Here is a 22,253-nt window from a genome sequence, read left to right on the forward strand (position 1 = left end):
GAGACTACGAGGGTGACTCTGCGCCTGTTACTTCTGGTTCAGGTCGCGGCGGGCGGCGACCTTCGAGGACAGGCCGTGGATCTGGACGAAGCCCTTGGCCAGGGACTGGTCGAAGGTGTCGCCCTCGTCGTAGGTGGCCAGGTTGAAGTCGTAGAGCGACTGCTCGGAGCGACGGCCGTTGACCACCGCGGACCCACCGTGCAGCACCATCCGGATCTCGCCGGTGACGGTCTGCTGGGTGTCGGAGATGAAGGCGTCGAGCGCGCGCTTGAGCGGGGAGTACCACAGGCCGTCGTAGGCCAGCTCGCCCCAGCGCTGCTCGACCTGCCGCTTGTAGCGGGCCAGCTCACGCTCGACGGTGACGGCTTCGAGGGCCTGGTGCGCGGTGATCAGCGCGATGGCGCCCGGCGCCTCGTAGATCTCGCGGCTCTTGATGCCGACGAGCCGGTCCTCGACCATGTCGAGACGGCCCACACCCTGACGACCGGCGCGGGTGTTCATCTCCTCGATGGCCTGCAACACGGAGACCGGGCGGCCGTCGATGGCGACCGGCACACCCTTCTCGAAGGTGATGATGACCTCGTCGGGCGCCTCGAAGTTCACCGTCGGGTCGGCGGTGTAGTCGTAGACGTCCTTGGTGGGCGCGTTCCACAGGTCCTCGAGGAACCCGGTCTCGACCGCGCGGCCCCACACGTTCTGGTCGATGGAGAACGGCGACTTCTTGGTGACGTTGATCGGCAGGCTGTTCTGCTCGGCGAAGGCGATGGCCTTCTCGCGGGTCCAGGCGTAGTCACGGACCGGGGCGATGACCTCGAGGTCGGGCGCGAGCGCACCGATGCCGACCTCGAAGCGGACCTGGTCGTTGCCCTTGCCGGTGCAGCCGTGCGAGACGGTGGTGGCATTGTGGAACTTCGCGGCCTCGACGAGGTGCTTGACGATCAGCGGACGGCTGATGGCCGAGACGAGCGGGTACTGGCCCATGTACATGGCGTTGGCCTGGATGGTGGGCAGGCAGTACTCGTCGGCGAACTCGTCGCGCGCGTCGACCACGATGGCCTCCACGGCGCCGCAGTCCAGTGCGCGCTGTCGGATCGCGCTCATGTCCTCGCCGCCCTGGCCCAGGTCGATGGCCACGGCCACCACCTCGGAACCGGTCTCCTTCGCGATCCAGCTGATGGCGACGGAGGTGTCAAGCCCACCGGAGTAGGCGAGTACGACGCGATCGGACATGTCTGTTGTGCTCCTCGAAGTCTGGTACGTAAAAAGGCCTGCCCTGAGCAGTATGTATGCTCCGGCCGCCGGGCGGCTCACGCCGTTGCTACAAATGATTATGCATGATGATGCAATCTCATTCATAACCGGGGGGTACGGCCTCGGGCCGACTATCGCGAAATAGCCGATCACCTGCGACGACACCACCGCCACCCTAGGCGAGTACGCTCAGCTATGAGACGCTGGTCACAGCAGATAGCCATTGGGTCGGGACCGAAGGAGAGCCATCATGCAGTCGCTACGTGATTTCGCCGAGGCCAACTACGACCTGATCGGAACGGTTGTCATCGGACTCGGGAACCTCGGCCTGACGGTGGCCAAGGCCGTCATCGACCTCGGCACTCCCCTGCTCCAAGGATTCTTCGCCTGACTCACCGACCTCGAATCCAGGGAGCACATCATGGATGAAGTCCTGCAGTTCCTCTCCGACAACTACGAGGCAGGCGCCGCCCTAGGCCTCTATGTCGGCCGCGCCGTCTTCGAGATCACCGCCCCACTGACCCTGCTGATCCTGAACTTCCTCAACTCCTGACACCTCACCTGTGGCACTCTGGGAGAGCATTATTCGGCTCGCCACACGTGAGGACGAACAAGATGCTCCACTACATCGCGCAGGAATTCTCGACCCTCGGCAACGGTGTTCTCGATGTCGGCAGAGCAGTCGTCGAGCTGGTCCAGGACATCATCGACATCGCTGTTCCGAACAACCGCGGTGGCGGCGCGGGCGGTGGGCAGTACCCGTTCAACTGACGGCGCATCCCCGCTTACGGCGTGAGTTGCCGCTGACGGCAGCACCGCGCGGCTAGTGTGCGAATCATGACCGACGATGTTCGGCTCGACGCAGGTTCCGCAGGTCTCACGATCGCCCCCGGCGACGGCGGCGCGATCCACAGCTCACCGTCGACGGCACCGAACTGCTCCGACAGGATCCGGGCACCGGCTGTTTCGTCATGGCGCCGTGGGCCGGTCGGCTCGGCGACGGCGAACTGACGGTCGGCGACCACACGTATCAGATGCCGATCAACAACCCGCCGCACAGCATTCACGGCACCGCCCGCGACGGAGCGTGGGAGGTGGTCACGGCCTCGCCGACCGAGGCGACGATCAGCCATCGTCTCAGCGATCCGTGGCCGTTCGCGGGCACGGTCACCCAGACGTTCACTCTCACCGACACCGGCCTCACCCTGGCGATGCGCATCGCCACCGACCACGACGCCTTCCCCGCCCAGGGCGGCTGGCATCCGTGGTTCCTGCGCGAAGTCCCGCCCGCGACCGGGCCGGTGCGGCTCGATTTCGACCCGGCATGGCAGTACGAACGCGGCGACGACTACCTGCCCACCGGCCGCAAGATCGCGCCGACACCGCCACCGTGGGACGACTGCTTCGGCATGCCCAACGGCGTTCTTGCCCGCCTCACCTGGCCCGATTTCCTGGAGTTCACCATCACCAGCCCGGTCCACGACGTGGTCGTCTGGACACTGCCGGAACAATCCCTGTCGGTAGAGGCCCAGTCCGGCCCACCCAACGGCCTGAAAACCGAACCACGGATGGTCACGCCCGACTCGCCACTCGATGTCCGCGTCGACTGGACATGGCAACGCCTGTCGCGGAACCGAACGACTCCGCAGCCCGAGTAGCCCGGCCCCACAGCCGATTACGGTGAATCCGTCTCGGCACAGGTCGCATGCGCTCACTGCGGCGAGCGGACGCTGCGGAAGGTGAGTGCGACCAGGAAGGTCAGGGCGGCGATGACGGCGGCTGCCGCGAAGGCGGCGGTCATGCCGCCGACCAGGGCATGGGTCGGTGAACCGCCCGCGTCGCGTGCGGCGGTGCCGAAGATCGTCACCAGGATGGCCAAGCCCAGCGCGCCGCCGGTCTGCTGCATGGTCTGCAGGGCGCCGCCCGCCGCGCCCGCCTCGTCGGGTGAGACCGTGGACATGATGATCACGTTCAGCGGTGAGAACGCCAGCCCGATACCGCAGCCCATCGCGACCATCGCCACGAACAGCAGTGGGAAATAGCCGGAGTTCTCCGACAGCCGGGTCAGCAGTACGAGTCCGATGACCATCGCGACAGAGCCGGTGAGCGTCACCGGCTTCGGGCCCCATCGCGCCAGTAGCCGCGGGATCAGCCGGATAATGGTGAACATCAGCACCGCCGTCGGCAGAAACGCGAAACCCGTTGCCAGCGAGCTCATTCCCAGCACATCCTGCAGATATTGCGTGAGGAAGAAGAACATCGACATGCCTGCCATCGGCCCGAGGAACATGTTCAGATAGGCGGCGGCGCGGTTACGATCGGCGAACAGGTGCAGGGGCAGAAGTGGTTGTGGCGCACGCAGTTCGATCGCGATGAAGGCCGCCAGCAAGGCCACCCCGACCGCGAGCCAGATGTCGGTGCCCGCCGCGCCCCACCCGTGCGAGGCGGCACTGATGAAACCGTAGACCAGGGCGGCCACGCCCGCGGTCGCAGTCACCGCGCCCGGCAGGTCGAGCCGGGCGGCGCGACGTGGCAAGTCGGGCAGGTACCGCAGTGCGAGTACCGCGATGACCAGGCCGAACGGCACATTGATGAACAGCACCGAGCGCCAGCCGAACCATTCGGTGAGCAACCCGCCGACGATCAAGCCGATCGCGAATCCGGCGCTGGACATCCCGGAGAACAGGGCGAGCACCCGGATTCGAGCCTTGGGCTCGGTGAACGTAGTGGTCAGCAGCGCAAGGGTATTCGGCCCGGCCATGGCGCCACCGATGCCCTGGAGCACGCGGGCCGCGAGCAACCACCCGGCCGACGGCGCCAGGCCACCGGCCAGCGAGGCCACGGTGAACAGCACCACGCCCGCGATGAACATGGTGCGCCTGCCGAACAGGTCGCCCGCACGTCCGCCGAGCAGCAACAGGCCGCCGAAGACGAGCGTGTAGGAGTTCATCACCCAGGACAGGCCGGTCGCGCTGAACTCCAGGTCGGTCCTGATGTGCGGCAGCGCCACATTCATCACGGTGATGTCGAGAATGATCATGAGCTGACAGGTCAGCAGGGTGACCAGGACGATCCGTGGCCGAACGCGTTCGACCCGGTCGATTTCGGAGAGTGTGGGGGTAGTCAAGAACGCTCCATCAACAAGGAACTCAAACGGAGAGAGTCTCCGTTTATGACAGAGTTAGCATAGGGAGAAAGTCTCCGGTTCCGCAAGACTAAACGGAGACTTCATCCGTTTCCAGTGGAGGATCTCGTGGACGCACCGTCGCGGCCGATGCGCGCCGACGCACGCCGCAATTACGAGCGCATCGTCGACTGCGCCCGCGACGCGTTCGCCGAGCACGGCACCGACGCACCGCTGGACGACATCGCGCGGCGCGCGGGGGTCGGACCCGGAACGCTGTATCGCCACTTCCCGAATCGCACCACGCTGATGGAAGCGGTGTATCGCGCCAATATCGAGACACTCGCCGCACGGGCAGGCGAACTACGTCGAACGCACGCCCCCCTCGACGCGTTCGACGCCTGGTTCGGCGAACTCGTCACCTACATTCTCGAAAAGCACGGCCTGGCAACCACTCTCAAAGCCGCCATCGACCGAACCTCGGGCACTTTCGCCGCCTGCTCCGCCCTGCTGGCCGAGGCCGCGGGTTCCGTGCTGATCCCGGTACAGGAGACAGGTGAGATCCGCCCCGAGGTGAGTCCCCGCGACATCCTGCGCCTCGGCCACGGCATCGGCGCGGGCTGCCAGGCCGCCGCCGAGTCCGCCCCGCTGCTCACCGACGTGGCGCTTGCGGGCCTGCGCGCCCAGCGCTGATCGCGCTCAGGCCAGGTCTTCGATCTTCGCCGCCAGTTCGGCGCCGGTGAGCGGCTCGCGAGCGATGACGGCGATGGTGTCGTCGCCGGCGATCGTGCCGACGATGTAGGGCAGGGCGGCGCGGTCGAGGGCGCTGGCCAGGAAGTGGGCGGCGCCGGGCGGGGTGCGCAGGACGGCGAGGTTGCCGCTGGCGTCGGTGGAGACGAGCAGGTCGCCGAGGAGCTTGGACAGGCGGCCGGTGCCGCCGGTGACCCCGCGCACGGGGCTGCCGTCCTCGGGAACGATGTAGACGCCCGCGCCGCCGTCGGCCGCGCGCAGTTTCACCGCACCCAGTTCGTCGAGGTCACGCGACAGGGTGGCCTGGGTGGTTTCGATGCCCTCGGCCGACAGTAGAGCGGCGAGCTCGGTCTGACTACGGACCGAATGCGAGGTCAGCAGTTCGATGATGCGGGACTGGCGGCCGGCGCGGGTGCGGGCGATGGCGGGCGAGCCCTTCTCGGGTGCGCTCATGCCTGCGCCTCGCTGTCGCTCGGCTCCGGTATGACCGCACGGGCGGCTGTGTTTTCCGGCCGCTCGCTGCGCTCGCTCATCGCCCGGCCCCCACGCCGGCCCCGGTTCGCGGTCTCACGCGGCGGCTTTCGCGAGCAGCCACACCAGCAGCGCCTTCTGGGCGTGCAGGCGGTTCTCGGCTTCGTCCCAGACCACGCTGTGTTCGCCGTCGAGCACTTCGTCGGTGATCTCCTCGCCGCGGTGCGCCGGAAGACAGTGCAGCACAATCGCTTCCGAAGCGGCGTGGGCGAGCAGCTCGGTGTTGAGTTGGAACGGACGGAACGGGCCGACGCGGTCGAGACCGTCGTTCTCTTGACCCATGGAGGTCCAGGTGTCGGTGACGAGCACGTCCGCGCCGGTCGCGCCGACCACCGGGTCACCCGTGACCGACACGGTCGCACCGGTTTCCGCGGCCCGCTTGGCGGCGGCGTCCAGGATCCACGGCAGCGGTTCGAAGCCCGCGGGCGCGGCCACGGTCACGTTCATGCCCGCCGTCACGCCACCGAGCAACAGCGAGTGCGCCATATTGTTGGCGCCGTCGCCGAAGTAGGTGAGGTTCAGCCCGGCGAGCGAACCCTTGCGCTCGCTGATCGTCTGCAGATCGGCGAGCACCTGGCAGGGGTGGAACTCGTTGGACAGCGCGTTCACCACGGGAACCGTTGCGGTGACAGCCATCTCGTCGAGGCGGGCCTGTTCGAAGGTCCGCCACACGATGGCGTCGACGTAGCGCGAGAGCACGCTGCCGGTGTCACCGAGGGTTTCCTCACGACCCAGCTGGGTGTCGCGGCCGTCGACGACCACCGCGTGCCCGCCGAGCTGCGCGATGCCGAGCTCGAACGAGAAGCGGGTGCGGGTGGAGTTCTTCTCGAAGATCACGCCGACCCCGCGCGGGCCGTCCAGCGGCCGGTGCAGGAAGGGGTCCTTCTTCAATGCGGCGGCGATGGCGAGGATCTCGGCCTGTTCGGCCTGGGTCACATCGTCGTCGCGCAAGAAATGACGCAGGGTCACTTGGTCGCTCCCTTAGCATCGGCGGCGGCCTTGTCGAGGATCTCGGGCAGGTCGGCGACGAAATTATCGGCCTGGGTTTCGGTGAGCACCAGGGGCGGCGCCAACCGGATCACGTCGGGCTTGGCGGGGTTCAGCAGGTAGCCGGCCTCGCGCGCCCGTTCGTCGACATAGGCGGAGATGTTGTTCTTCAGCACGATGCCGATGAGCAGACCCGCACCACGCACGTGGTCGATCTCCGGATGCTCGAGCAACGCGATCCCGTCGCTGAGCTTCTTGCCCACCCACTCCACGTGGGTCAGCAGGTTGTCGGAGTCGATCGTGCGCAACACGGCCAGAGCCGCCGCGGCACAGACGGGATTGCCGCCGAAGGTTGTGCCGTGCAGACCCGGCGTGAGCAGTTCGGCGGCCCGGCCCTGGGCCAGCACGGCACCGATCGGCAGCCCGCCACCGAGGCCCTTGGCCAGGGTGATCGCGTCGGGCACGATGCCCGCCGCCTGGTGCGCGAAAAACGTTCCGGTGCGCCCGATTCCGGTTTGCACCTCGTCGAGGATCAGCAGCGCCCCGGCCCGCGAGGTGATCTCGCGCGCCTTGGCCAGGTAGTCGAACGGCGGGACGACCACACCGCTCTCCCCCATCATGGGCTCGAGGAAGACCGCGGCGGTGTCGGAATCGACCACGGCTTCGAGCGCGGCGGCGTCACCGTAGGGCACGTGCACGACGCCGGGCGGCATCGGCTCGAACGGCGTCCGCTTGGCCGGCTGACCGGTCAGGGCGAGCGCGCCCATGGTGCGTCCGTGGAACGCCTCCTCGGCGGCGACGATCTTGGACCGTCCGGTGAGCCGCGCGATCTTGAACGCGGCCTCGTTGGCCTCGGTGCCGGAGTTGCAGAAGAACGCCTTGCCCTCACCGTCGCCGAAGTGGGCCAGCAGCTTCTCGGCCAGCTCGATCACGGGCTCGCTGGCGTACAGGTTCGACACGTGGCCGAGCGTGCCCAGTTGCTGGGTGACCGCTTCCAGGATGGCGGGGTGGGCGTGGCCGAGGCTGTTGACCGCGATGCCACCGAGGAAGTCGATGTAGCGCTTGCCGTCGGCGTCGTAGACCACCGCACCGGCGCCGCGCACCAGCGCGACCTTCGGGGTGCCGTAGTTGTCCATCATCGCGGCCGACCACCGCTGCTGCAGCTTCTCTACTTCGCTCATGATTGCGTTCCATCCGGCGACCCGGCGGGGGTCACCATGGTTCCGATTCCTTCTCCGGTGAACAGTTCCAGTAGTACCGAATGCGGCACGCGCCCGTCGATCACGTGGGCACTGGGGACCCCGCCGAGCACGGCGCGCAAGCACGCTTCCATCTTCGGCACCATGCCCGCATCCAGGCGCGGCAGCAACTTCGCCAACGCGTCGGTGTCGATCTGGCTGGTCAGCGAGGAGCGGTCCGGCCAGTCGGTGTAGAGGCCCTCGACGTCGGTGAGCACGACGAGCTTCTCCGCGCCGATGCCCTCGGCCAGTGCGGCGGCGGCGGTGTCGGCATTGATGTTGTGCACCACGCCGTCGGCGTCGGGGGCAATGGTGGAGACCACCGGGATGCGGCCCGCGTCGATCAGGTCGAGCACGGCGCCGGGGTTGACCTCGGTGACGTCGCCGACCAGGCCGATGTCGGTGGCGACGCCCTCGACGGCGACGGTGCGCCGAGTGGCGGTGAACAGGTGCGCGTCCTCACCGGAGATGCCGACCGCGTACGGGCCGTACGCGTTGATCAGCCCGACGAGCTCACGGCCGACCTGACCGAACAGCACCATCCGCACCACGTCCATCACCTCGGGGGTGGTGACGCGGAAGCCGCCGCGGAATTCGCCTGCCATACCGAGCCTTTTCAGCATGGCGTTGATCTGCGGGCCACCGCCGTGCACGACCACGGGATGTACGCCGACGGTGCGCAGGAACGCCATGTCGGCGGCGAAGGCGGCCTTGAGTTCGTCGTCGACCATGGCGTTCCCGCCGTACTTCACGACCACGATCTTGTCGCGGAACTTCTGCAGCCACGGCAACGCGTCGGCGAGCACGTGCGCTTTGTCCAGCGCCGAAAGATTTAGCACCGCACTGCTACTCATGAGCTGTACGCCGAGTTCTCTTCGACGTAGGCGTGCGAGAGGTCGGTGGTGCGCACCATCGCGGTGCCCTCGCCCACATTCAGCTCGATCAGCACGTCGATGTCTTCGCCGGACAGGTCGACCTCGCGGGCGCCGGGCGCGCCGACACTGTCGACGCAGACCGGATTGCCGTTGAACGACACCGCGATCCGGTTCGGATCGAGGGTCACCGGCGCGATGCCGACGGCGGCGAGCACGCGACCCCAGTTCGGGTCGGAGCCGAACAACGCGGTCTTGACCAGACTGTCGCGGGCGACCGCGCGGGCGACGGTGAGCGCCTCGTCCTCGGAGACCGCGCCGGCGACGGTGACCTGGACCCGCTTGGTGACGCCCTCGGCATCGGCCATCAGCTGCGCGGCCAGGTCGTCACACACGGTGAACACCGCGGCGTCGAGATCCTCCTGCGAGGGCGCGACGCCGCTGGCACCGTTGGCCAGCAGCAGCACGGTGTCGTTGGTGGAGCAGGAGCCGTCGACATCGAGCCGGTCGAAGGTGTACTTCGTGGCCTTGCGCAGCGCGGAGTCGAGCTGGTCGGGCGTGGCGACGGCGTCGGTGGTGAGCACGACGAGCATGGTGGCCAGCGACGGCGCGAGCATGCCAGCGCCCTTGGCCATCCCACCGACATTCCACTTGTCCTCGCTGTGGAACGCCGACTCCTTCGGCACGGTGTCGGTGGTCATGATGGCGTGGGCGGCATCGGAGCCACCCGACATGCCGCCGCCCATCTCGTGCACGATCTCGGTGATACCGGGGACGAGCTTGTCCATCGGCAGGCGGTCACCGATGAGACCGGTGGAACAGACCGCGATCTCGCCCGCGCCGGTCTCGGTGCCCCAATTGCTCAGTGCCGCGGCGAGTTCCTCGGCGGTCTTGTGGGTGTCCTGGAAGCCGCCGTGGCCGGTGCAGGCGTTCGCGCCACCGGAGTTCAGGATCACCGCGCGCACGTGACCGGTCTTGAGTACCTGCTGCGACCACAGCACCGGCGCGGCCTTGACCTGGTTGCTGGTGAACACACCGGCGGCCGAGTACTCGGGGCCCTCGTTGAGTACCAGTGCGAGGTCCGGCTTGCCGCTGGCCTTGATACCGGCCGCGATGCCCGCCGCGCGGAAGCCGAGCGGGGCGGTGACGCCCTGGGTGTGGATCAGTTTGCCGTGGTCCGGGGTCTGCGGATCAGGGGTCGTCACGGTGCCACTCCTACGGTGGAAAGTCCTGCGGTCTCGTCGAATCCGACGGCCAGATTCATCGATTGCACCGCGGCGCCCGCGGTGCCCTTGGTCAAGTTGTCGATCGCGCCGATCACCACGAGCAGACCCGCGTCGACATCGACGGTCACCTGCAGGGTGATAGCGTTGGAGCCGAGTACCGAACCGGTCTGCGGCAGTACGCCTTCGGGCAGCAGGTGCACGAACGGTTCGTCGGCATAGGCTTTTTCGTAGACGGCGCGCGCCTGCGCGGCATCGACCTTCACCGGGGCGGTGCAGGTGGCGAGGATGCCGCGCGGCATCGGCGCCAGCACCGGGGTGAACGACACCGAGACATCCACGCCGCCCGCGGCTTTCAGGTTCTGCGCGATCTCTGGAGTGTGCCGGTGCGCGCCCGCGATGCCGTAGGCCCGCACGCTGCCCATCACCTCGGAACCGAGCAGACCGACGTCGAGTTTGCGACCGGCACCCGAAGTGCCACTCACCGCAACGACATTCACGGCGGGTTCGATGATCCCGGCGGCGATCGCCGGGGCCAGCGCCACACTGGACACGGTCGGATAGCAGCCGGGCACCGCGATCCGGCGAGCGCCGGTGAGCTTCGCCCGTCCACCGGGCAGTTCGGGCAGACCATAGGGCCAGCTGCCCGCATGGGGGCTGCCGTAGTACTTCTCCCAGGCAGCGGCGTCGGTGAGCCGGTAGTCGGCGCCGCAGTCGATGATGATCGTCTCGTCGGACAGGGCGGCCGCGATGGCGCCGGACTGGCCGTGCGGGAGGCCGAGGAACACGATGTCGTGACCGGCCAGGATTTCGGGGGTGGTCTCGTCGAGGATCCGGTCGGCCAGCGGCAGCAGGTGCGGCTGGAGGGCGCCCAGTGCGGTGCCCGCGTTGGAACCGGCGGTCAGCGCCCCGATCTCGAGGCGCCCGGCTCGGTATTCGGGATGTCCGAGCAGTAGACGCAACACTTCGCCACCGGCGTATCCACTCGCACCGGCAACCGCCACCCGCAACACGGGTCCTCCCGACGAATCAACCATGTGATGATTATGCACGACTATGCAAGCTCATTCATGAGCGGGTGTGACCGACTTCGCCTCCGACGCTCCGATCAGGCGCGCTACCAGCGGAAACACCAGAACGGTCGTCGCGCCCGCCGCGACCAGGATCGAGGCGACATCAGCGGTCAGCAGCCCTGCCTGGGTGGCTACCTGGGTCACCGCGACGATGATCGGCAGGCCCGTCGCGGCATAGAGGGCCAATTCGACCCGCTCGCGTCCGGTCACCAGGTTGTCCCCGCGCGGCATGAATCGCTCGCTCAGCCAGACGGGCACGCCGCGAGCGATCGCGATGGTGACCACGAACCACAACCACAGCCCCGGATTCCGACCGACCGCCGCGACATCGATGCCCATCCCCGACACCACGAAGAACACCGGGATCAGCAACCCGTACCCGATGGCCTCCAGCGACGAGTCCACATCCGGGTGTCCCGCCGCGATGAGCCGTCGCAGGATCATGCCCGCGGCGAAGGCGCCGAGCACCACATCCAGATCGAATTCCTCGGCGACCACCATCAGCACCAACAGCAGCAGCACCACCCCACGCACCGGCAGCTGCGAGGTACCGCCCCCCAGTTTGCCCAGCGCGGCGCCGAGATCGGGCATGCGGTCGAGCATTCGCAACGGCACGAATCCGACGACAAGGGCCGCCACCGCGAACATCAAGACGATCACCACCGCGCTACCGGGATTTCTACTGGTGAGCAGCACCGACATCGCCACGATCGGCCCCAGCTCACCCACGGCGCCGTGCGTCATCACCGCGCGCCCCAGTGGCGAGTCGACGATTCCGGACTGCTTCAGGATCGGCAGCAGGGTGCCGAGAGCGGTGGAGGTCAACGCGATAGCGACCGCGACACGCGTGCCGGTCGACTTGTCCGCCGCCACCACGACGATCGCGAACGCGAACAGCAGGCACACGATCCACACGATCCACGCTGTGTGCCCCGATCGGCCACGCAACAACCGCGGATCGAGCTCGTAGCCCGCCAGCAGGAACAGCATCCCCAGTCCCAACTCGCTGACCAGGTCGACGCCGCCCGCGCTACTCGCCCACCCGAGCACATGCGGCCCGATCACCGCCCCGGCCACCAGCAGGATCACCACATCCGGCAGGTACCCGCGCACCAGCCGCGACAGCAGCGGCGCGGCCACCGCGATGAGCGCGATCCAGAACATCGAGACGATCGGCGAGGGATCGCCGACACCAGCGGAAGCGAGCAGATCCATGCAGGTCATCGTGGCACAGCGCCACCGCCGATCCGCGAAACCGCGCGCGGTCGATCCTCACCCCACTCACTGCACCAGGCAGCCTTCGATCAGCTCATTTGTGGACGATCGTTTCGCCCGCACCGGGTTTCCAGACGGTGATGTCGAGGCGGTCGTCGATGACTTCGACCGTCGAGGCGCCGGTGAGGTCGGCGATGTAGAAGTGGTCGAACTTCTCGCCGCGGATGTCGAAACCGCTGTCGTCGAAAAGCTTTTGGGCGAAGCGGGCGTGGACGGTTTCATCCTGGAGGTCGGTGACGGTGCCGAAGAGTTTCGCGTCGCCGTCGGAGACCATGGTGTCGACGGTGGCGGTGTGCAGGCAGAAGCGCGGGTCGCGAGCGAGGTCGTCGAATTTTCGGGTGTTCGGCATGCCCGCCAGGACGAGCATGCCTTCGAAGATCACCGGTTCGATCGGGCTGATTCGTGGCGAACCGTCGGCACGCAGGGTGGCGAGCATGCACAGCTTGCCGGTGGCCTGGTGCCGACGCGAGAACAGGGCGGCGACGCTCGGTGCTTCTTCGGTGAACTGTCTCCACGTGGTCATATCTCGTACGGTACGACCAAACCTTGACATCTTGTGTCAGGTTTTGCGGCTAGTCTCGGGAATATGCGGGCGAGCAGGTTGGTGCAGTTACTGCTGCTGTTGCAAGCGGGCGGCGGGGCGACCGCGAGTGAGTTGGCACGGAAGCTCGAGGTCTCGGTGCGCACGGTGTATAGGGACGTGGAGGCGCTGTCGGAGGCGGGCGTTCCGGTGTACAGCGAACCGGGGCGCGGTGGCGGCGTGCGGTTGATCGACGGCTACCGAACCCGACTCACCGGCCTCACCTCCGACGAAGCCGACGCCGTATTGCTCGCCGGCCTCCCCGGCGCCGCCGCCGACCTCGGCCTCGGCACCGTGCTGGCCACCGCCCAGCTGAAGATGCTCGCCGCTCTCCCGCCGGAACTGCGCGGCCGGGCCACCCGCATCGCCGAACGCGTCCACATCGACATGCCCGGCTGGTTCGCGCGCCCCGACGACACCCCCACGCTCGCCACCGTTGCCGACGCCCTCTGGCACGACCGCCGCCTCGCGATCACCTACCACCGCCGCGACCGCACGGTGGAACGAACCCTCGACCCGCTCGGCCTGGTCATGAAGGCAGGCACCTGGTACCTGATCGCCCGCGAGCACTCCGACATCCGCTCGTACCGGGCGAGCCGGATCGCCACAGCCGAACCGACAGGCGAATCCTTCACCCGCCCCACCGATTTCGACCTCGCGACGCACTGGCAGGACTCGGCCGAGCAGTTCGCACGATCGATGCTGCGCGTCAGCGCCCACTGCCGGATCGCCACCGCACACCTGAGCCTGCTGCGTCTGATGAACGACCCGGCCGCGGTGCGCGAGGCCCTCGCCTCCGCGGGCCCACCCGACGCCGACGGCTGGGCCGAGATCACGATTCCCGCCGAGTCCTACGAGGTCCTCGCCCACGCCTTACTCCCCTTGGGACAGCACGTCGAAGTCCTCGACCCACCCGAACTCCGCGCGACCATGACCACCACTGCCGCCGCCATGCTCGCGCGCTACCACCGGTCGCCGCCGGCTCACCTATGAGCCGCCCCGGCTGAACTCGACGCAGTCCGGGCACTCGTCCACGATCGGGTGGGTGCAGCGCAGGACATGGGCGAGAAAGTCGATGGTTCGGGTGAGGTCGTCGACGCGAGTGCGCAATTCGGCCTGTTTGTCCGCGAAGACCGCCACGCGACGGGTGCGAGAGCGGACCGCGAACAGATCTTTGATCTCGGCTAGCGACAGCCCGGCTCGCTGGCAGAGCTGGACGAGACGGGCTCGGACGATCAGGTCGCCGCCGTAGATCCGTTGTCCGCCGGGCGCGCGGGGTGGAACGAGAACGCCCACGTCTTCCCAGTGGCGCAGGACGTGGGTGGCGACACCCAGCTCGGCGGCGACATCGCCGATGCGGCGCGACTCGGCGGTATTCGACACATTCGCCCCTTTACTTCAGGTCGACCTGAAGTTTTAGCGTAGTTCGCATGGGACACAACGACAATCGGACGCAGTTGATCGACCCGGTCGCGTCGCCGGACCTGTGGCGGTGTTGCCGGTCGGTGGGGTCGGCGGTGACCGGCGCCCTGCGACCACGCCGACCCGACCACAGGTTCCTGACCTCGCTGCCCGACAACGGCCTCCCCCGCGGCACGACGACGGTCGAGCTGACGGTTCTGGCGCAGAATGCCAAGCGGGTACCGACGGCGGCCGTCGTCGAAGGCGTGTTCGCCCCGCGCCGGATCGAATCCGCGATGACGGCCTTCGTCGTCCGGCATCCGACGGCAACCTTTCTCGTCGACCCCGGCATCTGCGTCGATGTTCAGGACCAGGCGGTGGCCGAGCTTCCCCGCGTTCTGCGAGTCGCGGTGACACCACCGAGTGACATCATCGATATCCGAGACTCTCTGCACCGCAGCGGAATCGCCGCCCATGACATCGACTTCGCCCTACCGACGCATCTGCATTGGGACCATGTCGCCGGGCTCCTCGATCTCCCCGAGTTGCCACTGCGGCTGCACCGGCCCGAGCACGACTGGGTGATGGAGGGTCCGGTGGCACCGGTCGGCGGCGTGCGGCGAGCTGTTCGCGACAGACCTCTCGATGTCTACGAGCTCGACGGCCCGCCTGTTCTCACCTTCTCCCGCAGCCACGACCTGTTCGGAGACGGCGCCGTGGTGCTCGTCGACCTGTCCGGCCACACGCCGGGCAGCGTCGGCTTGCTCTTGCGCACCGAGCGCGGCCCGGTCCTGCTCGCGGGCGACGCGATCTGGCACAACCTCCAGGTCGAGGAGCTGCGACAGAAGTCGGGCTATCCGGGCATGCTGGCCGACAACGACCGCACCGAGACGTGGCGAACCGTCCACCGCCTGCACGCGATCCGCGGCGCCGTCCGCATCATTCCCAGTCACGACCATCAGGCGGCGTGCGCGTGGACACAGGACCCACACACCTCCCGATCGAGCCAGATCTGAGGCAGTCGGGTTCGCCGACAACGACCGCGGCTCAACAGGTCCAGTCGAGAATCTCTGTCATGGCACGGAGCTGGGCCGATGTGGGAGTCAGGCGCAGTGCCGTGTTGCGGAGGGCTACCAGTGGCCGCGCGGACAGCTGACCGACGATGCCGATCCGGGCGGAGCGCTCGGTGATCATCTCGGTCCGGGGGCGACGTTCTCGGTCGTAGCGAGCGAGGCCGTCGGGCTCGCCTGCCAGCCGGCCGAGGACCACCGCGTCTTCGAGGGCTTGGCAGCCACCCTGGCCGAGGTTCGGCGTCATCGCGTGGGCGGCGTCGCCGAGCAGGGCGATGCTGCCCGCCGTGAAAGTCGGCAGCGCGGGGAGGTCGTAGATATCGTTGTGCAGCACCGTGTCCGGGTCGGCGGCGGCGAGCAGGGTCGGGATCGGATGGTGCCAGTTCTGGAAGAGATCGCGGACTTCGGCGAGGCTGCCGGTGGCGTTCTCGACGGCGTTGTAGACCGCGAAGCAGTAGACGCGGCCGTCCGCGAGCGGAGCCATACCGAAACGTGCGCCCCGACCCCAGGTTTCACCGAATTCGGTGAGCGCCTCGTCGATGTCGACCACCGCGCGCCAGGCGGTATAGCCGGCGTAGCGCGGTGCGACGTCGCCGCAGACGGCACGCCGGACGACGCTGTGGATCCCGTCGGCACCGACGACCAGATCAGCCGAGGAAGTGCCCGCGGAGTGGACCACCGTCCCGTCGGTGGTCACTTCGCGAACCGTGACGCCGGTGCGCACCATGCCTTCATCGAGCGCCGCGCGCAGAATGTCCAACAGCCGGGCACGGTGGATCACGATCGGAGCTCCGAAACGCTCGCGCAGTGTCGCCACGTCGGTGCGTGAGAGCCATCGCCCACGGTCGTCTCGAATTCCGGCCGACACCTCCGCCATTCCCTGCGCACGGACCGTGTCACCAACACCCAGAGCATCCAGCGCGCGTAAGGCGTTGGACCACAGGGAAATCCCGGATCCCACCTCCGCGACCTCCGGCGCTCGCTCCAACACCTCGACAGACCAGCCCCTCCCCGCAAGCGCGAGCGCCGCGGCCATGCCGCCGATTCCGCCACCGACGACGATTGCTGTGGACATCGCACACTCCCTCGTTCAGGTACCTCCGTGACCGTACTACGGCTGTAGTGACCAACACTACGAATGTAGTGCGATTCACTACGGGCGTAGTATCGGCGCGTGTCTACCAAACGTGAACAGGTCCTCGACGCCGCTATCGAGGTACTGGGCACCGGCGGGTCGCGTGCGCTGACTCACCGCGCGGTCGACCGGGCCGCCGACCTGCCGCCGGGTTCGACATCGAACTATTTCCGTACTCGCGAGGCGCTGCTCTGCGGTCTCGCCGAACGCCTCGAACAACGCGATCACGCCGACTGGGAGACGCTGAACCGCGCACTCGGCCCCGCTACCGTCGAGCACCTCATCGACGGTCTCGCCCTGTTCGTCACTCATGCGACAACCACCGACCGCATCCGCACGCAGGCACGCCTGGCCCTGTTCGGCGAGTCGCAGACGATGCCCGCGCTCTCCGAATCACTGCATCGTGGGCACCAGCGCCTGCGGGCCTGGGCGGTCGAGATGGCCGCTGCTGTCGGTGTGGCCGCGGCCGATGCCGGCATCCTCGTCGACTACCTCGACGGCGCGGTCGTCCACCGGCTGACCGGCGCGGAGGACGGCAAGGACCCCCGCGAAGCGTTCGCCCGGCTCACGCGGGCGCTACTCGACTGATCGACGCCGACCGGTCGAGTAGCGCCCGGCATTCCCCGACTTTCGTCCAGGCGGAAACCCCGGCTCGGTGAACAGTGGTCAGACGATCGAGAACAGCAAGGCCGCGACCGCGAAACTCACCACGGACAGAATGGTTTCCAGGACCGTCCAGGTCTGCAGCGTCTGTTTGACGGTCATGTTGAAGTACTTCGCGATGATCCAGAAGCCACCGTCGTTCACGTGGCTGAGGATGATCGAGCCCGCCGCGATCGCCATGGCGATCAACGCGATCGACATCTGCGAGTACCCCTGCTCGGCGACCAGCGGGGCGACGATGCCGCCCGTGGTGACGATGGCGACCGTCGCCGAACCCTGCGCGATCCGCAGACCGCAGCTGATCAGGTAGGCGAGCACGATGATCGGCAGACCGGCCGCCGACATCGTGTCGGCCAGCGCCGTGCCGATGCCGGTGGCCGAGATGACCTTGCCGAAGAAGGCGCCCGCACCGACCACCAGCAGCACCATGCCGACCGGTTTGAGCGATTCGGCGGTGATGGTGCTCAGTTCCTGCACCGTCGAACCACGCCGGATCCCGAGCAGATAGAACGCGACGAGCACGGTGATGAGCAGTGCGACCGCGGGGGTACCGAAGAAGGTGAGCACCTGCAGCAGCGCCGAATCCGCGTCGAGGAGCTGGTAGCCGAAGGTGGCGCCAAGGATCAAGACCAGCGGGATCGCGATGATGCCACCGATCAACCCGACCGAGGGCGGCGACTTCGTGATCACCGCGGTCCCGCCCGAACCTTCAGCAAGCTCCGGCTCGGGCTCCAACCGCACGAACTCCTCCGGCACCGAAACCTGCACGCGCTGACCGATATAGGAGCCCCAGACGATGCCCGCGGCGAGGAAACCCGGGATGCCGCAGACGAAGCCCATGAGGATCAGCCAGCCCAGGCTCACCCCGAGCAGCCCACCGAGCGCGACGGGACCGGGATGCGGCGGCAGGAACGCGTGCGTCATCGACAGACCCGCGAGCATCGGCATGGCGTAGAGGACCAGCGATCGCCCACCACGCTTGGCCGCGACGTAGACCAGCGGCGCGAGCACGAAGATGCCGATATCGAAGAACACGGGGATACCGAAGATGAGGCCGAGCAGGCCCATCGCGACGGGAGCACCCTTCTCGCCGAACATCTTCAGCAGCTTGTCGGTGAGCACGTCGGCGCCACCGGATCTTTCGAGGATCGCGCCGAGTACGGTGCCCAGACCGATGATCACCGCGATGTGGCCGAGGATGCCGCCGAAGCCTGTTTCCAGCAGTGACTCACCGGCTTTCAGCGGTGTTCCGACGATCTGGGAGATCGGTAGTCCGGCGGCCAGCGCCAGCAGCAGTCCGGTCAACAGCAGCGCGATGAACGGCTCCAGTTTGACCTTGATGATGGCGATGAGTAGCACAGCGATCGCGAGACCGCACAGCACCAGCAACCCGGGGGTGGTGGTGCGCAACCAGTCGATGGTGGCGCCCATGGAAGAACCTCTCAATCAAGCGAATGAACGAAATGCGCGGCTTTGGAGCCGATGTGGGACCAGCGCGCGGCCTCGACGTCGGACGGGGCCACCACGTCGGTGCCCGCGGTGACGGCGATCGCGCCCGCTCGGAGGAAGTCGCGGGCGTTGTGCGAATTGACGCCGCCGGAGGGGATCAGGAACATGTGCGGAAACGGGCCGAGCAGATCTTTGACGTACTGCGGGCCGAGCGCGCGAGCCGGGAAGATCTTCACTGCGGCTGCCCCCATCTCCGCCGCGGCGAGGACCTCCGACGGCGTGAACGCACCCATGATCACCGGAATCGAGTGCGCTACAGCCACTTCCGCGACTTCCGGACGCAGCGCGGGTGTCACCAGGAACCGGGCACCGACCTCGATGGCCACTTCGGCCTGCTCGCGAGTGGTCACGGTGCCGACGCCGATCACGGCGTCGGTGACCGCGGTGGCCTTGCTAATCGCGTCGAGCACCCCGAGGGTGGTGAAGGTCAGTTCGACCGCCCGCAGCCCGGCGCCCGCGAGCGCCGCGGCGAGCGCGGCCGGGTCGGGGATATCAGGGGCGCGGACCACCGTGAGGGCCCGGTCCGCGCGGATCACGTCCATGGCCTCCGACGACGAGCTGAGCATCGGGTTCATCGCGTTTCCTCCTTCGTGGTGTCCAGACGCAGGGCGCGTCCGGCGCGCACGCCCGTGGCGGTGCCGTTCTCCAGCGCGAATTCGCCGTTGACCAGCACGTGCTCGATACCGCGTGCCTGCTGTTGGGGATGGTCGAAGGTCGCCGTGTCGTGGATCGTCGCCGGATCGAAGACGACCAGGTCGGCGGCGTAGCCGGCTCGGATCAGGCCGCGGTCGGCCAGGCGCAGTCGCGCGGCCGGTCGGCCGGTGAGGTGGTGCACGCAGTCCTCGAGGCCGAGAACGCCCAGCTCCCGGACGTAACGCGACAGGTAGCGCGGAAAGGTGCCCCAGGCGCGTGGGTGAGGTCGGGCGCCGACGAGCAGACCGTCGCTGCCGCCCATGTGGCCGGGGTCGACCATGATGGCGCGCACGTTCTCCTCGTGGCCGACGTGCTGCAGGATCGTGGTGGCGAGCTGGTCGCGGCGCAGCAGGTCGAAGAACACTGCCACCGGGGCGATGCCGCGCTCGGCCGCGATCTCGGCGACCGTACGGCCCACCACGTCCGACAACGCGTCGTCGCCGACGCCGCTGATCTGGATGGTCTCCCATTCGACGGTGACGCCGTGGCAGCCGTCCGAGCCGTTGACGTCGACATCGGCGGTGATCCTGGCACGCTCGGCCGGATCGTCGAGTCGAGCCAGTGCGGCGTCGGGGCCGCCCGACATCGCCCAGCTGGGCAGCAACGCCGACAGAGTGGTCGAGCCGGGCAGATAGGGATAGGTGTCGAGGGTGATGTCGCAGCCGTCGGCGCGGGCCGCGGCCAGCATCGCGAGGAAGTCCGGTGCGCGGCCACGGTTCACGCCGAAGTTCATGGTGGCGTGGGTCAGGTGCAGCGCGCAGCCGGTGGCCTTCGCCAGGCCGATCATCTCCGCGTATGCCTCGAGCGCGCCCGCGCCGTAGGAGCGGGTGTGCGGCGCGTAGAAGCCGCCGTAGGAGGCGACCACCGCGCACAGCGCGGCGAGTTCGCCTGTGTCGGCATACATTCCGGGCGTGTAGGTGAGTCCGCTGGACATGCCGACCGCGCCCTGGTCGAAGCCCTCGGCCAGCAGCGCGCACATCCGATCGATCTCGGCGGTGGTGGCGACACGCTGTTCGCTGCCGACCACGAGCATGCGCAGGGTGCCCTGCGGGACGAGGTAGGCGGCGTTGGGCGTGATGCCCTGGTCGAGGCGGTCCAGGTATTGCGCGACGGTGCGCCAGCTGAAATCGAAGTCCGCCGGGTTGCCGTTCCAGCCCGCGATCTGCTTGCGCACCACCGCGAGCGTGGCCTCGTCGATGGGTGCGTAGGACAGCCCGTCCTGGCCGATCACCTCGGTGGTGACCCCCTGGGTGATCTTCGGGAAGTGGTCGGGATGGGTGAGCAGATACAGGTCGGAATGCGCGTGCATGTCGATGAATCCGGGCGTGAGGACCGAACCAGGTCGCACCGCGACGACTCTCGCGTCGGCTTCGATGGTGCCCGGTGGCGCGACCTCGGCGATGCGGCCCTCGCGGACCAGCACGTCGCCGCGGGTGCGTGGGCCGCCGGTGCCGTCGACGATGTCGATGTCACGGAAGATCAAGTGCGTCATGGTCATCCGTCAGAAGTAGGTGCGGATCAGGTCGACCACGCGCGGGTCGGGCACGTCGGCGCTGTCGATCACCGGGATGCGGCGCCACTTGTCGAACGCGGTGCAGGGGTGCGAGAGACCGAGCCGCACGACGGAGCCGACCGGCAGATCGGCCGGATCCGCGCCGGGCATGCGCAGGAAGGTGTGCTGATCGTTCAGCGCGGTGACCACCGCGTTCGGCGGGAGCGCGCCGCCGATGACCTGCTGGGGCACCGGCAGGCCTTCATCGAAAGGGAAATCGCGTTTGCCGCCGTCGAGCAGGGCCAGTTCCGGTTCCGGTCGCGAAACCACCCGAGCCCAGCCGTGCATCGCCGAACGCAGGCCGGGTTCCTTCGCGGGCGCGGCGAGTGGGGAGATCCCCGCGTAGAAGCCGTCGTCGTGCACGAGGTAGGCGCCGCTGCGCAGGACCACGGTGGTCGCCACGCCGCGCGCACCCTCGGGATCGGCCAGTCCGGCGAGTTCGTCGACCACGAGTTCGGGGTAGGCGCTGCCGCCGGCGGTGACGACCGCCGAACCCGAATAGGCGCCCGCCGCAGCGAGTTCGGTGTGCAGCGCGGCCAGTTCGCCGAGGTAGCCGCGCACGGCCGCGACGCCCTCGGTGCTGCGATCGTGGGCCAGTGCGCCCTCGTAGCCCGCGACACCGGCCAGGCTCAACCGCTCACTCGCGCCGACTGCAGCGGCGACCGCGCACGCTTGGGCACGGGTGCGCGCGCCGGTGCGGCCGTGCGGTCCGCCCAGTTCGACCAGCACCCGCACGCGCGGCCCAGGGGCCGTATCGCGCAGGATCTTGTCCATCAGTTCGACGGTGGCGACGCCGTCTACCCAGCAGTACAACTCGAAGTCGGGATTCCGCGCCGATTCCGCTGCGGCCCAAGCCAATCCGACCGGGTCGATCAGCGTATTGGCAAGCATGATCCGGCCGACGCCGAACGAGCGCGCGAGCTGGGCCTGCCACGCGGTGGCCAGCGTGATCCCCCACGACCCGGCCACGAGTTGCTCGCGCCATAGCCGCGGCGCCATCGTCGTCTTGCCGTGCGGGGCGAGCGCGACGCCAGCGCCGGTGGTCCACTCGGCCATGAGGTCGCGGTTCGCGTCGAGCCTGCCGCGGTCGAGGGTGAGCAACGGCGTCTGCCACTGATCCAGACGCGGTGCACCGTCGAGGTATTCGCGCACGGTGCTCCCCCACGCCGCGGGCGGCGCGCTCTTGTCCTGGGGTCCGAGCACCTCGTCGGCGAGGGCGTCGACGACGTCGTTGTCGATGATCACAGCATCCCTTTCTCCTCGATCGAACCCGGGGTGGCGGCTCGATCGATCATGTCGGATCAACATTGCGCAATATGCAACGGT

The 22,253-nt window shown here is 68.0% G+C and carries 25 protein-coding genes; 9 read left to right on the forward strand and 16 right to left on the reverse strand.

Annotation, left to right across the window (positions count from 1 at the left end):
- Positions 1-27: 27 nt before the first annotated feature.
- Entirely contained in the window at positions 28-1,230 is a 1,203-nt protein-coding gene (locus ASD42_RS32435) for an argininosuccinate synthase (protein ID WP_056824327.1), read from the reverse strand.
- A gap of 271 nt (positions 1,231-1,501) precedes the next feature.
- On the opposite strand from ASD42_RS32435, the gene ASD42_RS35025 reads away from it, so the two are divergent.
- The 5 genes from ASD42_RS35025 to ASD42_RS32440 all read left to right on the forward strand — a co-directional run bounded on the left by ASD42_RS35025 (position 1,502) and on the right by ASD42_RS32440 (position 2,909).
- Positions 1,502-1,642, forward strand: a complete 141-nt coding sequence (locus tag ASD42_RS35025) for a hypothetical protein (RefSeq protein WP_165610251.1) — start codon at positions 1,502-1,504, stop codon at positions 1,640-1,642.
- A 30-nt stretch (positions 1,643-1,672) separates the two neighbouring features.
- The gene (locus ASD42_RS35660; protein ID WP_255284563.1) at positions 1,673-1,804 is read left to right on the forward strand and encodes a hypothetical protein; all 132 of its coding nucleotides are present in this window, start codon (positions 1,673-1,675) and stop codon (positions 1,802-1,804) included.
- 62 nt (positions 1,805-1,866) lie between these two features.
- On the forward strand, positions 1,867-2,022 hold the full coding sequence (locus ASD42_RS34720; protein ID WP_156677664.1) for a hypothetical protein: 156 nt from the start codon (positions 1,867-1,869) through the stop codon (positions 2,020-2,022).
- A 66-nt stretch (positions 2,023-2,088) separates the two neighbouring features.
- Positions 2,089-2,262 carry a hypothetical protein gene (locus ASD42_RS35555; RefSeq protein WP_235569912.1) on the forward strand — a complete coding sequence of 58 codons (174 nt, stop codon included), beginning with the start codon at positions 2,089-2,091 and terminating at the stop codon, positions 2,260-2,262.
- Complete coding sequence (locus ASD42_RS32440) at positions 2,223-2,909, forward strand: aldose epimerase family protein (RefSeq protein WP_235569913.1); 687 nt, start codon at positions 2,223-2,225, stop codon at positions 2,907-2,909. Before ASD42_RS35555 ends, ASD42_RS32440 begins: the two co-directional genes overlap by 40 nt.
- Positions 2,910-2,962: 53 nt before the next feature.
- On the opposite strand, the gene ASD42_RS32445 is transcribed toward ASD42_RS32440, so the two are convergent.
- Positions 2,963-4,378 (reverse strand): MFS transporter, encoded by a 1,416-nt coding sequence (locus ASD42_RS32445; protein ID WP_056824332.1) that lies wholly within the window; start codon positions 4,376-4,378, stop codon positions 2,963-2,965.
- A 126-nt stretch (positions 4,379-4,504) separates the two neighbouring features.
- On the opposite strand from ASD42_RS32445, the gene ASD42_RS32450 reads away from it, so the two are divergent.
- On the forward strand, positions 4,505-5,068 hold the full coding sequence (locus tag ASD42_RS32450) for a TetR/AcrR family transcriptional regulator (protein ID WP_235569914.1): 564 nt from the start codon (positions 4,505-4,507) through the stop codon (positions 5,066-5,068).
- 6 nt (positions 5,069-5,074) lie between these two features.
- On the opposite strand, the gene ASD42_RS32455 is transcribed toward ASD42_RS32450, so the two are convergent.
- The 8 genes from ASD42_RS32455 to ASD42_RS32490 all read right to left on the reverse strand — a co-directional run bounded on the left by ASD42_RS32455 (position 5,075) and on the right by ASD42_RS32490 (position 12,847).
- Positions 5,075-5,578: an arginine repressor gene (locus ASD42_RS32455; RefSeq protein ID WP_056824335.1), complete on the reverse strand. Its 504-nt coding sequence runs from the start codon at positions 5,576-5,578 to the stop codon at positions 5,075-5,077.
- Positions 5,579-5,692: 114 nt separating this feature from the next.
- Positions 5,693-6,625: an ornithine carbamoyltransferase gene (argF, locus tag ASD42_RS32460; RefSeq protein ID WP_056824336.1), complete on the reverse strand. Its 933-nt coding sequence runs from the start codon at positions 6,623-6,625 to the stop codon at positions 5,693-5,695.
- On the reverse strand, positions 6,622-7,824 hold the full coding sequence (locus ASD42_RS32465; protein WP_056824339.1) for an acetylornithine transaminase: 1,203 nt from the start codon (positions 7,822-7,824) through the stop codon (positions 6,622-6,624). Before ASD42_RS32465 ends, argF begins: the two co-directional genes overlap by 4 nt.
- Complete coding sequence (argB, locus tag ASD42_RS32470; RefSeq protein ID WP_056824340.1) at positions 7,821-8,735, reverse strand: acetylglutamate kinase; 915 nt, start codon at positions 8,733-8,735, stop codon at positions 7,821-7,823. The genes ASD42_RS32465 and argB overlap by 4 nt, the downstream gene beginning before the upstream one ends.
- Positions 8,732-9,958, reverse strand: a complete 1,227-nt coding sequence (argJ, locus tag ASD42_RS32475; RefSeq protein WP_056824343.1) for a bifunctional glutamate N-acetyltransferase/amino-acid acetyltransferase ArgJ — start codon at positions 9,956-9,958, stop codon at positions 8,732-8,734. The genes argB and argJ overlap by 4 nt, the downstream gene beginning before the upstream one ends.
- Positions 9,955-11,013, reverse strand: a complete 1,059-nt coding sequence (gene argC / locus ASD42_RS32480) for an N-acetyl-gamma-glutamyl-phosphate reductase (RefSeq protein ID WP_056824352.1) — start codon at positions 11,011-11,013, stop codon at positions 9,955-9,957. Before argC ends, argJ begins: the two co-directional genes overlap by 4 nt.
- Positions 11,014-11,040: 27 nt before the next feature.
- Positions 11,041-12,264 (reverse strand): cation:proton antiporter, encoded by a 1,224-nt coding sequence (locus ASD42_RS32485; protein WP_056824355.1) that lies wholly within the window; start codon positions 12,262-12,264, stop codon positions 11,041-11,043.
- A 94-nt stretch (positions 12,265-12,358) separates the two neighbouring features.
- Positions 12,359-12,847 (reverse strand): pyridoxamine 5'-phosphate oxidase family protein, encoded by a 489-nt coding sequence (locus tag ASD42_RS32490; protein ID WP_056824358.1) that lies wholly within the window; start codon positions 12,845-12,847, stop codon positions 12,359-12,361.
- Positions 12,848-12,910: 63 nt separating this feature from the next.
- Between ASD42_RS32490 and ASD42_RS32495 the strand changes: the two genes are divergently transcribed.
- Entirely contained in the window at positions 12,911-13,897 is a 987-nt protein-coding gene (locus ASD42_RS32495) for a helix-turn-helix transcriptional regulator (protein WP_056824361.1), read from the forward strand.
- Here the strand turns inward: ASD42_RS32495 and ASD42_RS32500 are convergent.
- Positions 13,892-14,287 carry a MerR family transcriptional regulator gene (locus ASD42_RS32500; protein ID WP_056824363.1) on the reverse strand — a complete coding sequence of 132 codons (396 nt, stop codon included), beginning with the start codon at positions 14,285-14,287 and terminating at the stop codon, positions 13,892-13,894. The two genes, ASD42_RS32495 and ASD42_RS32500, sit on opposite strands and share 6 nt — an antisense overlap.
- Positions 14,288-14,334: 47 nt before the next feature.
- Between ASD42_RS32500 and ASD42_RS32505 the strand changes: the two genes are divergently transcribed.
- On the forward strand, positions 14,335-15,321 hold the full coding sequence (locus ASD42_RS32505) for an MBL fold metallo-hydrolase (RefSeq protein ID WP_056824367.1): 987 nt from the start codon (positions 14,335-14,337) through the stop codon (positions 15,319-15,321).
- Positions 15,322-15,352: 31 nt separating this feature from the next.
- On the opposite strand, the gene ASD42_RS32510 is transcribed toward ASD42_RS32505, so the two are convergent.
- Positions 15,353-16,450, reverse strand: coding sequence for an FAD-dependent monooxygenase (locus ASD42_RS32510; RefSeq protein WP_056824370.1), 1,098 nt, complete (start codon positions 16,448-16,450; stop codon positions 15,353-15,355).
- A 99-nt stretch (positions 16,451-16,549) separates the two neighbouring features.
- On the opposite strand from ASD42_RS32510, the gene ASD42_RS32515 reads away from it, so the two are divergent.
- The gene (locus ASD42_RS32515) at positions 16,550-17,098 is read left to right on the forward strand and encodes a TetR/AcrR family transcriptional regulator (protein ID WP_056824373.1); all 549 of its coding nucleotides are present in this window, start codon (positions 16,550-16,552) and stop codon (positions 17,096-17,098) included.
- A 78-nt stretch (positions 17,099-17,176) separates the two neighbouring features.
- Here ASD42_RS32515 and ASD42_RS32520 read toward each other — a convergent pair whose 3' ends face one another.
- The 4 genes from ASD42_RS32520 to ASD42_RS32535 are packed head-to-tail and all read right to left on the reverse strand — an operon-like array spanning position 17,177 to position 22,169.
- Positions 17,177-18,604, reverse strand: a complete 1,428-nt coding sequence (locus ASD42_RS32520; RefSeq protein ID WP_056824375.1) for a GntP family permease — start codon at positions 18,602-18,604, stop codon at positions 17,177-17,179.
- A gap of 11 nt (positions 18,605-18,615) precedes the next feature.
- On the reverse strand, positions 18,616-19,257 hold the full coding sequence (locus tag ASD42_RS32525) for a bifunctional 4-hydroxy-2-oxoglutarate aldolase/2-dehydro-3-deoxy-phosphogluconate aldolase (protein ID WP_084787393.1): 642 nt from the start codon (positions 19,255-19,257) through the stop codon (positions 18,616-18,618).
- Positions 19,254-20,867 carry an N-acyl-D-amino-acid deacylase family protein gene (locus ASD42_RS32530; protein ID WP_056824825.1) on the reverse strand — a complete coding sequence of 538 codons (1,614 nt, stop codon included), beginning with the start codon at positions 20,865-20,867 and terminating at the stop codon, positions 19,254-19,256. The genes ASD42_RS32525 and ASD42_RS32530 overlap by 4 nt, the downstream gene beginning before the upstream one ends.
- Before the next feature lie 9 nt (positions 20,868-20,876).
- The gene (locus ASD42_RS32535) at positions 20,877-22,169 is read right to left on the reverse strand and encodes an amino acid deaminase (protein WP_442938710.1); all 1,293 of its coding nucleotides are present in this window, start codon (positions 22,167-22,169) and stop codon (positions 20,877-20,879) included.
- Between the last annotated feature and the right edge of the window lie 84 nt (positions 22,170-22,253).

This window comes from Nocardia sp. Root136 (assembly GCF_001427185.1).
GTDB classification, from domain to species: Bacteria; Actinomycetota; Actinomycetes; order Mycobacteriales; family Mycobacteriaceae; genus Nocardia; species Nocardia salmonicida.

What these genes read in the sequence shown, in the direction of transcription:
- argC (WP_056824352.1), bottom strand. Translation starts at nt 11,013, where the DNA reads ATGGTTGATTCGTCGGGAGGACCCGTGTTGCGGGTGGCGGTTGCCGGT.
- ASD42_RS32485 (WP_056824355.1), bottom strand. Translation starts at nt 12,264, where the DNA reads ATGGATCTGCTCGCTTCCGCTGGTGTCGGCGATCCCTCGCCGATCGTC.
- ASD42_RS32455 (WP_056824335.1), bottom strand. Translation starts at nt 5,578, where the DNA reads ATGAGCGCACCCGAGAAGGGCTCGCCCGCCATCGCCCGCACCCGCGCC.
- ASD42_RS34720 (WP_156677664.1), top strand. Translation starts at nt 1,867, where the DNA reads ATGCTCCACTACATCGCGCAGGAATTCTCGACCCTCGGCAACGGTGTT.
- ASD42_RS35660 (WP_255284563.1), top strand. Translation starts at nt 1,673, where the DNA reads ATGGATGAAGTCCTGCAGTTCCTCTCCGACAACTACGAGGCAGGCGCC.
- ASD42_RS35025 (WP_165610251.1), top strand. Translation starts at nt 1,502, where the DNA reads ATGCAGTCGCTACGTGATTTCGCCGAGGCCAACTACGACCTGATCGGA.
- ASD42_RS35555 (WP_235569912.1), top strand. Translation starts at nt 2,089, where the DNA reads ATGACCGACGATGTTCGGCTCGACGCAGGTTCCGCAGGTCTCACGATC.
- ASD42_RS32510 (WP_056824370.1), bottom strand. Translation starts at nt 16,450, where the DNA reads ATGTCCACAGCAATCGTCGTCGGTGGCGGAATCGGCGGCATGGCCGCG.
- ASD42_RS32440 (WP_235569913.1), top strand. Translation starts at nt 2,223, where the DNA reads ATGGCGCCGTGGGCCGGTCGGCTCGGCGACGGCGAACTGACGGTCGGC.
- ASD42_RS32505 (WP_056824367.1), top strand. Translation starts at nt 14,335, where the DNA reads ATGGGACACAACGACAATCGGACGCAGTTGATCGACCCGGTCGCGTCG.
- ASD42_RS32465 (WP_056824339.1), bottom strand. Translation starts at nt 7,824, where the DNA reads ATGAGCGAAGTAGAGAAGCTGCAGCAGCGGTGGTCGGCCGCGATGATG.
- ASD42_RS32435 (WP_056824327.1), bottom strand. Translation starts at nt 1,230, where the DNA reads ATGTCCGATCGCGTCGTACTCGCCTACTCCGGTGGGCTTGACACCTCC.
- ASD42_RS32530 (WP_056824825.1), bottom strand. Translation starts at nt 20,867, where the DNA reads ATGACGCACTTGATCTTCCGTGACATCGACATCGTCGACGGCACCGGC.
- argB (WP_056824340.1), bottom strand. Translation starts at nt 8,735, where the DNA reads ATGAGTAGCAGTGCGGTGCTAAATCTTTCGGCGCTGGACAAAGCGCAC.
- ASD42_RS32490 (WP_056824358.1), bottom strand. Translation starts at nt 12,847, where the DNA reads ATGACCACGTGGAGACAGTTCACCGAAGAAGCACCGAGCGTCGCCGCC.
- ASD42_RS32495 (WP_056824361.1), top strand. Translation starts at nt 12,911, where the DNA reads ATGCGGGCGAGCAGGTTGGTGCAGTTACTGCTGCTGTTGCAAGCGGGC.
- ASD42_RS32525 (WP_084787393.1), bottom strand. Translation starts at nt 19,257, where the DNA reads ATGAACCCGATGCTCAGCTCGTCGTCGGAGGCCATGGACGTGATCCGC.
- ASD42_RS32520 (WP_056824375.1), bottom strand. Translation starts at nt 18,604, where the DNA reads ATGGGCGCCACCATCGACTGGTTGCGCACCACCACCCCCGGGTTGCTG.